Annotated in this window: 10 protein-coding genes; 8 read left to right on the plus strand and 2 right to left on the minus strand. The window is 35.4% G+C overall.

All coding sequences use genetic code 11. From position 1 onward, the window contains the following. Positions 1 to 68 precede the first annotated feature (68 nt). From H0I41_RS00315 to H0I41_RS00350, 8 genes are all read left to right on the plus strand, one after another. Positions 69 to 3,011 (plus strand): mucin-binding protein, encoded by a 2,943-nt coding sequence (locus H0I41_RS00315; RefSeq protein ID WP_135014526.1) that lies wholly within the window; start codon positions 69 to 71, stop codon positions 3,009 to 3,011. 122 nt (positions 3,012 to 3,133) lie between these two features. Beyond that, entirely contained in the window at positions 3,134 to 4,594 is a 1,461-nt protein-coding gene (locus H0I41_RS00320) for an APC family permease (RefSeq protein WP_474198270.1), read from the plus strand. A gap of 152 nt (positions 4,595 to 4,746) precedes the next feature. Then, complete coding sequence (locus tag H0I41_RS00325; RefSeq protein ID WP_135014527.1) at positions 4,747 to 5,673, plus strand: LysR family transcriptional regulator; 927 nt, start codon at positions 4,747 to 4,749, stop codon at positions 5,671 to 5,673. Positions 5,674 to 5,804: 131 nt separating this feature from the next. Continuing rightward, on the plus strand, positions 5,805 to 7,655 hold the full coding sequence (locus tag H0I41_RS00330) for a flavocytochrome c (RefSeq protein WP_135014528.1): 1,851 nt from the start codon (positions 5,805 to 5,807) through the stop codon (positions 7,653 to 7,655). Between the two features lie 90 nt (positions 7,656 to 7,745). After that, a complete protein-coding gene (gene brnQ / locus H0I41_RS00335; protein WP_135014529.1) occupies positions 7,746 to 9,110 on the plus strand; it encodes a branched-chain amino acid transport system II carrier protein in 1,365 nt (454 codons plus the stop codon). 62 nt (positions 9,111 to 9,172) lie between these two features. Then, a complete protein-coding gene (ubiE, locus tag H0I41_RS00340; RefSeq protein WP_053106813.1) occupies positions 9,173 to 9,895 on the plus strand; it encodes a bifunctional demethylmenaquinone methyltransferase/2-methoxy-6-polyprenyl-1,4-benzoquinol methylase UbiE in 723 nt (240 codons plus the stop codon). Between the two features lie 32 nt (positions 9,896 to 9,927). Next, positions 9,928 to 10,842, plus strand: a complete 915-nt coding sequence (locus tag H0I41_RS00345; protein ID WP_011161294.1) for a prolyl aminopeptidase — start codon at positions 9,928 to 9,930, stop codon at positions 10,840 to 10,842. Between the two features lie 118 nt (positions 10,843 to 10,960). Then, positions 10,961 to 11,572, plus strand: a complete 612-nt coding sequence (locus H0I41_RS00350; RefSeq protein WP_011161295.1) for a PepSY domain-containing protein — start codon at positions 10,961 to 10,963, stop codon at positions 11,570 to 11,572. A gap of 149 nt (positions 11,573 to 11,721) precedes the next feature. Here the strand turns inward: H0I41_RS00350 and bsh are convergent, their stop codons facing one another. Both bsh and H0I41_RS00360 read right to left on the minus strand, forming a co-directional pair. Continuing rightward, complete coding sequence (gene bsh / locus H0I41_RS00355) at positions 11,722 to 12,672, minus strand: choloylglycine hydrolase (protein ID WP_135014530.1); 951 nt, start codon at positions 12,670 to 12,672, stop codon at positions 11,722 to 11,724. A 15-nt stretch (positions 12,673 to 12,687) separates the two neighbouring features. After that, on the minus strand, positions 12,688 to 14,043 hold the full coding sequence (locus H0I41_RS00360; protein ID WP_086874551.1) for a conjugated bile salt MFS transporter: 1,356 nt from the start codon (positions 14,041 to 14,043) through the stop codon (positions 12,688 to 12,690). Positions 14,044 to 14,062 lie beyond the last annotated feature (19 nt).

Genomic DNA, 14,062 nt, shown 5'->3' on the forward strand with positions numbered 1-14,062 from the left:
GTGGATCCATATAAGAAAAGACATACAATATATAAAGTAATTCACGTTAACAAGGGGGCATGAAATATATGGATAATTTAAGTGAGAAAGTTGCATCAGTAGCTGTAAAATATACGGATTTAGATAATAATCTGGCTGAACTTTTTACTTCTGAAAACTTGACAGGAAATATTGGCGATAAAATTAATTACAGCACAGCAGATGAAATAAAAAATTTAACTAATCAAGGATATGTATTAGTTAATGATCCCTTTGATAGTAAAGGAAAAGAACCGGTATTTAGTGAAGATCAAGACAGTTACATGGTTACCTTTAAGCATGGGAGAGAGCAAGTTACAGTTGATAATCTAAAATATGGCTGCAAGCTTGAAGATCTTCAAGTAAAAGGTACTCAAACTGTTCATTATGTTGGCGCGGGTAGTCGAACTCCTAGGGATGAAGTATCAACAATTACTTTTAATCGGATTTTAGTCTATGATCGTGTGACTGGCAAAAAGATTGGTAGTAAGGGCTGGGAAAAAGTTGAGCAGTCTTTTCCAGTAGTTGCGGCACCAAGTATTTTAGGTTATGTTCCCGATCAAGTTTTAGTTGGTGGAAAAACAGTTACTGCTGATGAACCAAATCGTGAATACACTATTACCTATCAAGTTAATGAACATATTTCAAACAAAGAACAGAAGGCAGAAGTTAAATATCTTGATATTGATAGCAATAATGAAGAAATTGTTGAATCTAAAATTTTAACTGGGGCTCCAAATACAAAAATTGACTATAGTACAATTGATCAATTGAAAGAGTTAGACACAAAGGGCTATGAAGTAGTAAGTAATGGCTTTGATGCTAATGGTGATATTCAATTCTTTGATACAAGTGACGACTATGTTCAAACCTTTATTGTCACCTTAAGACATAAGCAAGTACTGGTTAACGAAGAAAATCCACTTGATGGTATTGATGAGTCAGAATATCACAAGATAAGTAAACGAGTTATAGCTTATAGTGGTGCTGATGATCAGACACCAGAAGAAGTGGTACAGCAAGTAAACTGGAGTAGAGATCTTACAGTTGATGCTGCAACTAAGCGAATTATTTCTGATGGAAAATACACAACTGAATGGAAGCCAGAGCAAAAAACATATTCAGCAATTTCTGTACCAGCAGTAAGCGGATATCATACTTATATAAAAGAAATGCCTGAGGAAAAGGTAAGACTTGCTAACGTAACTGAAAAAATTAGATATGTAAAAAATGGCTATGTCATTCCTATTGATGAGAGCGGACAAAAGATTGATATTCTACCTAAATTACGTTTTGTTTCAGATAAAAATGATCCCACTCTAGTATCTTTGCCTAAAAATAATCTAAAAGATGAGGAATACGAGCCAGAATCTGTTGATTTTGCAAAAATTGATCCAGCAAAAGACATAGAAGTTAAGTATGTTTTAAGGCATAAATATGTGGCCGTAAATAAAGATAATTCTCATTTTGATGTTAATCCTGGTGCATATCGCCGGACTGCTACAGCTTTAGTTCGTTATGACGGAGCTGGTGTTAAGAATCCTAATGATGCGATCCAAACAGTTCAATGGAATAGAGATATCACTTATGATGAGGTAACAAAAGAAATCTTAGAAGATGGAAAATATACTACTGAGTGGAAAGCAGATAAAGAGTACTTTGAAGCAGTAGATACACCAGTAATATCCGGTTTTACGGCTGATATTGGGGTTGTTGCTAAGCATGATGTAACGCAAAGCGATCTTTTTGCGACAGTAACTTACAAAAAGAATGGTGCGATTATTCCCGTTGATGAAGAGGGACAGGAAATTTCTGAAGCTAAACCAGTTCCATTTCTTAATGATTTAACTGACCCAACTAGAGTCTTGGCAACGGAAGAAGTGCCTGAAATAGAAGGATATCGCCGTACTCAAGAGACTGTTTTAATTAAAGATCCAGTAGCAGATATTAAAGTTAAATACATTCTAAAGCCACGTTATGTTCAAGTTAATAGCGAGCATCCCTATCGAACAGTTAAGCCGCATCATTACAGTATTCCGGTTAAAGAGACGATTCATTATGTCGGAGCTAGCGACAAAACACCAGTAGATCGAATTCAAGGCGCACGCTGGAATAGATCTTTAACTGTAAATGATAATAATGGAAAGGTGATTAAGGATGGTAAATATACTACTGCTTGGACTGTTGATAAAAAAGAATATAGCGCAGTTGTAACGCCGGTAGTTGACGGATATCATGCAGATCAATATCAAGTTAAAGAACATAAGGTAGAGCGTGAAAATATTGATGTGGTAGTAAAATATCACCAAAATGGTCAGATTATCCCAGTAAACTCTAAAGGTGAAAAAATTAACCATGCAGATCACCCAGTGTATATAACCGACACAACTGATGCAACGAAAGTTTTAATGGAACAACCGGCTCCAAGAATCTTAGACTATATGCCTAAAAATTCATCAGTTGTTGTCAAAGATCCAAGTCGTGATACAAAGGTTATCTATTATACCTTTGATGAAATAAAAGAATTAGTCTCAGATAAAAAGTTAAAGACTAAGATTGAATCTGTTGATGGAAAGTCAACCTTGTCAAATGTAGTCTCACTTCCAGGTAATGACAATAAGAGAAAAGCAATCGTTACTTTTGTTGATTTAAGTAACAATGCGGTTCAAATTGCATCTTCTAATGTTTTAAGCGGAAATGTGGGCGACAAGATAACTGATTTATACAGTACAGCTAAACAAATTAAAGAACTTGAACAGGCTGGTTACGAAGTGGTCTACAATGGCTTTGATCCAAAAGGCGCAACTAAATACTTTGAAAAAGACCAAAAAACAGTTGCTACATTTACAGTAGCAGTAGAAAAAACTAAAAAAGTAGACGCTAAAGAAGAAAATAAAGCGGAGATAACTTCTAAGAAGGAAGCTACACAGGCAGATGGACAAAATGAGCAAGATCATAAAGTTTTAAAGCACATTTTTCCATGGATGAAGTAGAAGATAAAAGAGCTAGATTTGATTATGCAAATCTAGCTTTTTTTATTTTTAAAGTTTTTAGACCAATTTTGATGAAGAAGTGTATAATTAATTTTCGAAAAAACTTTTTCGGAGGAAAAATTGTGTCTGATAAAAGCGAGTCTTTGACCAAATTAGAAGAAGACGAAAAGTATAATCGGTTAACAGCATTGAAGTTATTCGCCATGACTTCATCAATGGTTATCTCAGTTAATGAGTTGGCTCCATTTGGAAAAACTGGTCCAACAGCAGTTTTTTATTTGCTATTAGCAGGCTTAATATGGTTTGTACCAATTACGCAAATGGCAGGAGAAATGGCTTCAGTTGACGGCTGGGATAAGGGTGGAATTTTTACTTGGGTAAAAGGGTCCTTAGGAGATCGAGCTGGCTGGACGGCTATGTTTTATCAATGGATTCACATTACTGTTGGGATGAACACAATGATGTACGTAATTATTGGTGCATTATCTATTACCTTTGATACTCCTTGGTTTAACACTACACCAAGTATTAGATTTCTATTGATGATGATAATTATCTGGTCAATTACTCTTGTCGAAATGGTAGGAGTTAAGAAAATAGGACATATTGCAGAGTGGTTATTTGGACTTGGGATAGCTTTACCAGTAATTTTGCTAATTATTACCTTCTTTGTATATCTCTTTCAAGGACGTCCCCTATATATGCATTTAAGCTGGAATAATATCTTTCCACATCATTTAACTGGGGCTACCTTAGTAGCTTTTGTGCCATTTGTGTTGGCATTTTGTGGTGGGGAAGCATCTGCTCCGCATGCAAAATATTTGGAAAATCCTAAAAAGTATTCCACTGTTATGCTCGCTTTAGCTGTGACTGCTATTTCTTTTGACTTACTTGGTAGTACCGCAATTGGAATGACAATTCCGAAAGATCAAATTCAAAATTCAACTGGTTTTGTCTATGCCTTTGGAAAAATTTTAGATTCAATTGGCTTACCCGGGGATGTTATTAAGAAGTTTATCGGTGTATTACTGGCAGCTGGTATTATTGGAGAACTTGGAAATTGGCTCGCTGGTCCTAGTCAAGGGATGTTTGAAGCTGCTAAAGAAGGCTATATGCCTAAGTTCTTCGCTAAATCTACTGATCGTGACGTACCGATGCGGTTGATTGTTTTACAAACTTTGATTGTAACTGCATCTGCAATTTTAATTACTTTCACTAGTGGTAAGAACTCTGATTTTGCTTTTAATGTTTCTTTAGCTGCTACGACTGCTCAGTACTTGATGGTCTACATTTTAATGTTGATCTCTTACATCGTTTTAAAGGTAAAACATGGAAATCTAAAGCGCAGTTATTATATGACAAGGAGCAAAGGCTTAGGGGTAATAATTGCAATTATTGCCCTGGTAATAACTGTAGTAGCATTCTTTATTTCCTTTATCCCAGCACAAGGAACACCGACTGAATTAAAGGGCGTTTATGTTTGGACAATGATTGGTCTGTGCCTTATCGTTACAATTTTGCCACTGGTAATTTATCATTATCATCACCGATTTAAACAGACTAAATATAAGCAAAAAAATTAATAAATTAAACATTTTTACTTGTAAAATATAACTAATAATATTACATTTAAATTGTATTCAAGTTAATGTGTAAAGCAAAAGAGCTATGGTAAATTTGAGGTATCCATAGCTCTTTTGTTTATAATATAAAAACTATATTAAGGAAATAAATAATGAATAACCCAGAAGAAATACAGCATTTTATTGATGTATTACTCAAAGAAGATAGTTTTGTGAAAGCAGCAAAAAAGCTCTACATTTCTCAACCCTATCTCACCCAGTTAATAAAAAGAATAGAAGACCGTTTAGGAACGCCAATTATTGATCGGGATAAAAAGCCCTATGCATTGACTCAAGCAGGCTTACTGTATTATCAATATTTAGAAAATATTTCTTATAACAAACAACAATTAAATAAAAAATTAGCCCAATATACACAACCTAATAAAGAAATCATCAGAATTGGAATTTTAGAGAGTCTAGGCACTTATTTACTACCAGAAATACTGCCAGATTTTTTAAAGAAAAATCCTCGAGTAGAAATACAGCTTTTTGAAAACTTCCCAAGAGAAAGTGAAAGAAATTTACTGAGTGGAAATATTGACTGTTATATCGGTCAAACCCCAGAAGCAATTGATTCAAGCTTAGATATTGTAAGTAATGGTGGTGAAAGATACTATGTAGTAATTTCACCTTCATCTCCGTATTACCAGGAAGGAAAATTTATCCTTAAACCAGATGACTTAAACCTAAAAGACTTATTACAAGAACCTTTTGTTTTAAGTGTTCCTGGTTCGGCTATTCGGCACCAAGTTAATGGAGTTTTCCAGCGATTTCATTTAGAACCACGAGTTGTTTTAGAATCTAAAAACATTATTACTGCAACTAGTCTAGCAATTCATGGGATGGGATTAACTATCTCCACTGCTAGTATCATTAAAAGAATTGGTGAAACGCCAATTAACCTTTTTCCCTTAAGCTATGACTTAATTAACGTTACTTTCTTTATTGCAACAAAAGCTGAAAAAACAAAATCGCAAGCTTTAAAAAATTTAGTTGAAGAATTTAAAAAGAAAAATTTACAGCCCATTATTGGATAAGGTAAATGAGACTTCACACTATGTCAGCTATAACAAATTTGTTATTAGTAATTTGTAAAAAAGATATTTAAGCCTGTAGATTTAATAACTTATAATTTAGGTGAAAATATTTAAGAAAGGGTAGAAAAATTATGAAATCAGGAAAATACAACGTAAAAGCTCAAGGACATGGTGCGAGTTTCATGCCTATGGAAGTTACTCTTTCCGAAAATAAGATTGAAGATATTAAGGTTGACGCTAAAGGTGAAACTAAGGGAGTAGCTGACGAAGTATTTAGACGTTTGCCTGAAGAAATTGTTGAAAATCAGACTTTAAATGTTGATACAGTTAGTGGTGCTACTATCTCTAGTCATGGTGTTATTGATGGAGTAGCATTGGCAATTAGTGAAGCTGGCGGAGATCCAGATGAGTGGAAAAACCGAGCTAAACCAAAGGAACAAAGAGCTAAAGATGAGACTTATACAACTGATGTTGTAGTTGTTGGAGCTGGTGGTGCAGGTTTAGCTGCCGCTGCTAGAAGTATTCAACATGATAAAGATGTCATTGTACTTGAAAAGTTCCCACAAATTGGAGGAAACACTAGTCGTGCTGGTGGCCCAATGAATGCTGCAGAACCAGATTGGCAAAATAAATTTAAAGCTTTAGCCGGTGAAAAAGAAACCTTAGAAGAACTAGCAGCAACTCCACTTGAAGAGATTGATCCAGAGTATCAAGAAGACTTTAAAAAATTACAAAAGCAAATAAAAGAATATGTAGCTTCTGGTGCGGATTATCTATTTGATTCAAAATTACTTCATGAAATTCAAACCTATTTAGGTGGTAAGAGAACCGACTTAAATGGAAATGAAATTCATGGTAACTATGCTTTAGTCAAAGAATTAATCGATAATGCCTTGGACTCAGTGCATTGGTTAAGTGACTTAGGAGTAAAATTCGATCGCAGTCAAGTAACAATGCCAGTAGGTGCCTTATGGAGAAGAGGGCACAAGCCAGTTGAACCAATGGGTTATGCCTTTATTCATGTTTTAGGTGATTGGGTAAAGGATCATGGTGGAAGAATTCTGGCCGATACTCGAGCTGAGCACTTGATTATTGAAGATGGTCAAGTTAAAGGCGTTATTGCTAAAAGACCAGATGGCAGTACAATCACTGTTCATGCTAAGGCTGTAATTTTAACTGCTGGTGGATTTGGGGCAAATACACCAATGGTTCAAAAATACAATACTTACTGGAAGCATATTGATGATAATATTGCTACTACTAATTCTCCTGCAATTACTGGGGACGGAATTAATCTTGGTAAAGAAGCAGGTGCAGACTTAGTTGGAATGGGCTTTATTCAGATGATGCCAGTTTCTGATCTAAAGACTGGTGAGCTATTTACTGGTCTACAAACTCCACCAGAAAACTATATTATGGTTAATCAAAAGGGAAAACGTTTCGTAAATGAATTTGCAGAACGTGATGTCTTAACCAAGGCGGCTATTGATAATGGCGGCTTGTTCTATTTAATTGCTGATGACAAGATTAAAGATACGGCTTATAACACAACTCAAGAATCAATTGATGCACAGGTTAAAGCTGGTACCTTGTTTAGAGCTGATAGCTTAGAAGATTTAGCTAAGCAAGTTGGAATGGATCCTGCTACTTTAGTTGAGACCATTGAGAAATATAATTCTTATGTTGAAGCAGGAAAAGATCCAGATTTTGAAAAATCAGCCTTTAATCTAAAATGCGAAGTTGCTCCATTTTATGCAACACCGAGAAAGCCAGCCATCCACCATACTATGGGTGGCTTGAAGATTGATACAGGTGCTCATGTCTTAGATAAAGATGGTAAGCAAATTCCTGGTCTATATGCTGCTGGAGAAGTAGCCGGCGGAATTCACGCAGGTAACCGTTTAGGTGGAAATTCGCTTGCTGATATCTTTACTTTTGGTAGAATTGCCGCAAATAGCGCAAATGATGAATTAGAAAAATAGTATTAATCCATTAAAACGTTGTAAATACTAGAGTTTACAGCGTTTTTTTGCTAAAATACTAAAAATAATTGATTTTTTGGAGGAATATAATTGAAAGAAGCGCAGGAAAAGAAGCTGACGACAAAACAATATTTAATTGTAGCATCAATGATTTTTGCACTATTCTTTGGTGCAGGAAACTTAATTTTCCCACTTCATTTAGGCCAGCTTGCTGGTAAAAATTGGGGACCAGCAGCAATTGGTTTTTCAATTACTGGGGTAGTTTTACCCCTACTTTCACTCCTAGCGGTTGCTATTACTCGTAGTAATGGTGTTTATCAAATAGGTTTACCGGTAGGAAAAGTCTTCGCTCTTTTGTTTATGACTTTGATCCAGTTAACCATGGGCCCCTTATTTGCGGCACCAAGAAATGCGACTGTAGCATATACGGTAGGGGTAGCCCCACTTCTTCCTAAGCAATTTCAAGGCGGCGGATTAATTATTTTTACCGCTATCTTTTTTGCAATTGTTTTTGTTATTGCATATAACGAAAGTGACATCCTATCTTCTTTAGGTAAAATTTTAAATCCTATTTTTCTAGTTTTACTATTTCTAGTTTTTGTTATTGCCTTTGCCCGTCCGTTAGGTAATTTAGGAACTGTTCTCGTTAGTAAAGATTATGCTCAAGGGACAATAGTAAAAGGATTTTTAGAAGGATATAACACGATGGACGCTTTAGCTGGTCTTGCTTTTGGCGTAACCGTGGTAACAGCTATTAAAGAATTAATTGGTAACAATGAAAGTGAAACAGCAAAAATTACAGCAAAGTCTGGCTTAATAGCCGTTATTGCTATCGGGGTAATTTATACTTTGTTGATTATGGTCGGAGCAATGTCATTAGGACATTTTGGAATAACTAGTGATGGCGGAGTTCTGTTATCCCATATCGTTAGATACTATGCTGGTATCTTTGGTCAGGCTTTATTGGCTGTTTTAGTATTTTTAGCTTGTTTAACGACAGCGGTTGGGGTTTTAGCTGCTTTTGCACTAGATTTTTCCGCTCATTATACAAAATTTAGTTATAAGGGATGGTTAACCATCGCTTGTATCGGATCATTTGCAACTGCAAATCTAGGACTAGATAAAATTATTCACTGGTCGCTTCCTGTCTTAATGTTCTTATATCCTTTAGCAATTGTTTTGATTATCTTGTCTTTATTCTCACCATTTTTCAAAAAAGATAGAGTAATCTATCGCATAACAATGGCATTAACTTTAATACCAGCAGTCCTTGATTTAATTACAAACTTGCCAGCACCAATTGCTGGAACGCCATTCTACAATGCAGTTAGTCGTATTCGACTTCAGTATTTGCCATTTGCTAATGTTGGTCTAGCCTGGGTTGTACCGACTATCTTAGGGTTAGTTATTGGAATTTTAGTTCACATTTGGCGTCGTAAATCTAATCGAATTTAAGAAAAGCTATGGTTCATTTGAATCATAGCTTTTTTGTTGGGATAATAAATTTGGTGATAAAAATGAGTTTAACTAATAAGGTACCTGAAAAAGACGTTCATGATTTATTTACACGAGTTGCTCCGCATTATGATCAGATGAATAATCTAATTAGCTTAGGAACACAAAATGGCTGGCGGAAAAAGTTCTTTAAAGAATTAAGAGTAGCGTCTGGAGATTTTGCATTAGACCTATGTTGCGGGACGGGTGACTTAACAATTGCCCTTGCAAAACAAGTGGGTCCTTCTGGCAATGTAATTGGACTAGATTTTAATCAAAAAATGCTCGACTTAGCTGACAAAAAGATCAGAGTACAAAATTTACAAAAAGAAATTCAATTAAAGCAAGGGGATGCAATGCATTTGCCTTATCCGGACCAAAGCTTTGATATTGTAACAATTGGTTTTGGTTTGCGTAATGTGCCGGATGCAGATCAAGTTTTGAAAGAAATTTATCGGGTTTTAAAGCCAGATGGAAAAGTTGGAATTCTAGAGACTTCACAGCCAACTAATCCAATTATTAAGTTAGGGTGGGAGAGTTACTTCAAACTATTTCCTAATTTTGCTAAATTATTGGGTGCTAATGTTGACGATTATAAGTACTTATCACATACGACGGCTAAATTTATTTCAGCTACGCGTTTAAAGGAAATGCTTGAGCAAGATGGTTTTAAAAATGTAATAATAACCAAATTAAATTTAGGTGCTGGTGCAATTCATATCGGAATTAAAAAGAAAATGAGATAAAATATAAAATAAAAACTAAAAAGGAGAATTTTATGAGAACTGGTACTAAAATTATTACTTTAGACAACGGTTATCACTTGTGGACTAATACTCAAGGCGAAGGTGATATTCATCTATTAGCACTTCACGGTGGTCCTGGTGGAAATCATGAATATTGGGAAGATGCTGCAGAACAGTTAAAGAAACAGGGACTTAATGTTCAAGTAACTATGTATGATCAACTAGGGTCACTTTATTCTGATCAACCAGATTACTCAGATCCAGAAATTGCTAAGAAGTATTTAACTTATGAATACTTCTTAGATGAAGTTGATGAAGTGCGTGAAAAGCTTGGCTTAGATAATTTCTACTTAATTGGCCAAAGCTGGGGCGGCCTCTTAGTGCAAGAATATGCGGTTAAATATGGTCAGCATTTAAAGGGCGCCATTATTTCTTCAATGGTTGATGAAATTGATGAGTATGTTGATTCTGTAAATAGAAGAAGACAAGAAGTTCTTCCTCAAACAGAAATTGATTTCATGCATGAATGCGAAAAGAATAATGACTATGATAATCAACGCTACCAAGATGATGTACAAATTTTAAATATTAATTTTGTTGATAGAAAGCAACCTTCAAAGCTTTATCACTTAAAAGATCTTGGTGGAAGTGCTGTTTACAATGTCTTTCAAGGTGATAATGAATTTGTTATTACTGGTAAGCTTAAAGATTGGCACTTTAGAGACCAACTTAAGAATATTAAAGTACCAACTTTAATTACTTTTGGTGAAAATGAAACTATGCCAATTTCTACTGCTAAAATTATGCAAAAAGAAATTCCAAATTCACGCCTAGTTACTACTCCTGATGGGGGTCACCACCACATGGTTGATAATCCAGATGTTTACTACAAACACTTGGCTGACTTTATTCGTGAAGTTGAAGATGGTAGGTTTAAAGGTGAATAGAAAAGTCGATGCTGAGCATCGGCTTTTTTATTTACTAGGCAAATAAATCGCTTTCATTGAAATAATACTATATAATTTAAAGCAAATATAGTTTTGTTTTATTTTATTCAAGGAGAAAATGATGAGCAAAAATAATAAAATTACCCGATTATTAGCTGCTACAGCTGTAATTGGCATTATCGGAACTTCAGCTGCTGCGTGCAGTAATAACGATTCATCAAATCAAAGTAAACAATCTAGTGTAAAAAAGGAAACTAAAGATAAGAAAAGTAATACAGAAAATGCACTAAAAAAGAGTCAAATCAAGCTTAGCCAAACTGAAGCTTTGAACAAATTTGATGAAAAATACAGTGATAAAGAGATTAAAGAAATAAACCTAAAGTTAGACGGTAACCGATACGTTTATGAGATCGATGGATTTGATAAGAGTAAAGAATACGAAATGACAATCAATGCTAGAACTGGTAAGGAAATTAAATCTAGTTCTGAAAAGCTTGATCTAGATGAACACCTACAAAAAGGTTTAGATTTAGATAAAACAATTTCGCGTAAAGAAGCTAGTGAAATAGCAGAAAAAGAAGTAAAAAATAGTGTTGCCAAGGAATGGGACTTAAAAATGGAAGATGGTAAGGCTATTTGGGAGGTAACAGTAGAGTCCGGTAGCACAAAACATGAAGTTGAAATTGATGCTAGCTCTAAAAAAGTAATTAGGTCAGAAGAAGAAAATTAATTAATAAAAAGGATATCGAGCGGTTGACGGTATTGCGATATCAGGCTATAATAATAGTCCTTTCTAAAATTAAACACTTGTATACGACAAAAGCCACCTGTTTCAGGTGGCTTTTTTTGTTGGGAATATAGGATATAAATTTAAAGAAACTAGTAAGTCACAAGACTGGTTGAATTCATCGTGTGATCATCTAGTTTATAGGTCTTTAATTCAAAATCATCTTCAAAATTACAGTAGTAAGTCTTGCTTTTCGAAGAGTAGCATGCAGTATAAACAGTATATTCGTCCTTGCCTTGATCGTTGACTACACTGCCTTTGATCATGGCAACAGACTTTAAGATGTTAAAGAATTTAGCGACGTTTGCTTTTTCACCTTTAGCAGTTGGATAGTTTACGTTTAAGTAAGCAGCTTTAACAAAACGATCGGCTGGAATACTGTCACCGGGCAGACCTAAGCTACCAGTTCCTACGCCCCAAGGAGCAACTTTTTGCCCGTTCCAGCTTTGGGCTGTAGCGTCATGTGGGTTTAAACCGGTGTAGTTACCAAGGTTAGTAAGGTGCCAGTTAAAGTCAGGGCTATTAGTTAAAACGCCAACTTTGTCATCAAAGACTTTCATTCCATATTGTTTTGAAACCTCAACAATAATGGCTTCGTCACTATCACTAATGATCCAGTGAAGAGGGGCAACCGCAAATGATGTGTTAATAGCTTCATTCACTAAGTTAACATTCTTTAAAGCTTCCTTTACTTCACTAACATGAGTAAAGTTTTGAGTAACCCAGAGCATAATTTCGTAAGAAGCTAAGTTGATTTTACCGTCAATAGGACCATCACTAAATTTAGCAAAATGTGGGAAGTTTAAACCTGCAATACCTAATCCATCTTCGTTATAGCAGTCAAAGTATGATGGATAGCCATCAACCACAATTCCCATTCCAATAACAGCCTTTTTAGTAGTGGTGTTATCTAAGAACTTATATGGAAGAGGATAATTACGCGGCGTAATAATAACGCCTTCGCCATAATCCTGTCCAACATCTAGATTACGGCCAAAGTATAAATTTCCTTGATCATCTGTGAATCTTAAACCAGTACACATTTCCAAAAAACCTCCTTATTTAGCATTAGCTTTTGCTGCTTGCTCTGCAATATATTTCTTTTGATATCTCTTAATTTGGATAACGGCAAATACTAAAATAATAAAACCAATTGCAACAAAGGCAATCATAAAGTACCAAGCGACTGTAAAGCTTGCAGCTCCTTTAATAATCCCAAAGAGTGGAGCACCAATGGCATAGCCGATTGCATAAGCTAAACCAACGTATCCAAGCATGACACCTTGATCTCTTGAACCAAAGAGGTCTTTTGCCATGAAGGCTGGGCCTGACATGTAACTAAATACAGCTAAGCCGCAAAAGATAGCATAGCCAATACCAGCAGCTTTACTAATAGATGAACCATATGGCTGGAAGCTAATAAAGATCATCATTAGAATAGATAAAATATACATACAACCAGCATAGGCCATTGATTTTGCTGTACCAAATTTGTCAAATAAGAAACCACCAGAAATATTTCCGATTAAACAACCAACACCGTACATTGATCCAACTAAACCAACATCCGTTAAAGAAAGTTTAGTATCAAGGAAGGCGGCATAGTCTTCATTTAAGGAAGCTAAGCCTAAACCAATGATTAAGAAGCCAAGGCTGAAAATCCAGAACCATTTCATTTGTAACACTTGTTTACTAGTCCAGCCTTTAAACTCTTTAGCTTTGGCTAAAGCCTCTTCTTTCTTGCTTTCAGCTAGTTCTTCATCAGAAACGACAATTTCGTCTTTCTTAGGGGTTCTAATGAAGCAGGCGATAATTACACCAATTACTAATAAAGCGACGGCAAAGATAAAGAATGGTGCCATAGAGGTTAAATGACCGGTCTTAGTATTACCTGTCATGTAGTGCTTTAAAATTGCTTGAGTTGCTGGCTGTAAAAAGATATTACCAATCGAACCACCGCAGAAGGCAATTCCTAAGGCAGCCCCACGTCCCTTTGCTGGGAACCAGTGGTTAATAACCCATGGAACACCTTGGCCGGAGTAAAAGGTTGAACCAACCATACAAATGATAGCGGCAATATAGAAGCCAGGTAGCTTTGTACTAATTCCAAAAATTACGTAGGCAATAGCAGAAAGACCAATACCAATTAAATACATTAGTCGGAAGTTAACTTTTTCTAACGCCTTACCAATAAATGGAGAAGCAACTGAAGCAAAAACCGCACCAAACGTAAAAATTAATGTGTACGATGCTAAGGTAAAGTGGAAGGTATTAACTAAAGGGTGAATAAACAAAGGCTGAATATTTTGAGCAATTCCATAAGGAATAGCTTGGGTTAACATACACAGGAAAACCATGAAGTACTTATAGCCCTTACTTACTACCTTATCTTTAGTAGCGGCATCAGTAGACATGTAATTACCTTCTTTCTAA

Source organism: Lactobacillus johnsonii (genome assembly GCF_014058685.1).
Lineage (GTDB): Bacteria > Bacillota > Bacilli > Lactobacillales > Lactobacillaceae > Lactobacillus.

What these genes read in the sequence shown, in the direction of transcription:
- H0I41_RS00315 (WP_135014526.1), top strand. Translation starts at nt 69, where the DNA reads ATGGATAATTTAAGTGAGAAAGTTGCATCAGTAGCTGTAAAATATACG.
- H0I41_RS00325 (WP_135014527.1), top strand. Translation starts at nt 4,747, where the DNA reads ATGAATAACCCAGAAGAAATACAGCATTTTATTGATGTATTACTCAAA.
- H0I41_RS00330 (WP_135014528.1), top strand. Translation starts at nt 5,805, where the DNA reads ATGAAATCAGGAAAATACAACGTAAAAGCTCAAGGACATGGTGCGAGT.
- ubiE (WP_053106813.1), top strand. Translation starts at nt 9,173, where the DNA reads ATGAGTTTAACTAATAAGGTACCTGAAAAAGACGTTCATGATTTATTT.
- H0I41_RS00345 (WP_011161294.1), top strand. Translation starts at nt 9,928, where the DNA reads ATGAGAACTGGTACTAAAATTATTACTTTAGACAACGGTTATCACTTG.
- H0I41_RS00350 (WP_011161295.1), top strand. Translation starts at nt 10,961, where the DNA reads ATGATGAGCAAAAATAATAAAATTACCCGATTATTAGCTGCTACAGCT.
- bsh (WP_135014530.1), bottom strand. Translation starts at nt 12,672, where the DNA reads ATGTGTACTGGTTTAAGATTCACAGATGATCAAGGAAATTTATACTTT.
- H0I41_RS00360 (WP_086874551.1), bottom strand. Translation starts at nt 14,043, where the DNA reads ATGTCTACTGATGCCGCTACTAAAGATAAGGTAGTAAGTAAGGGCTAT.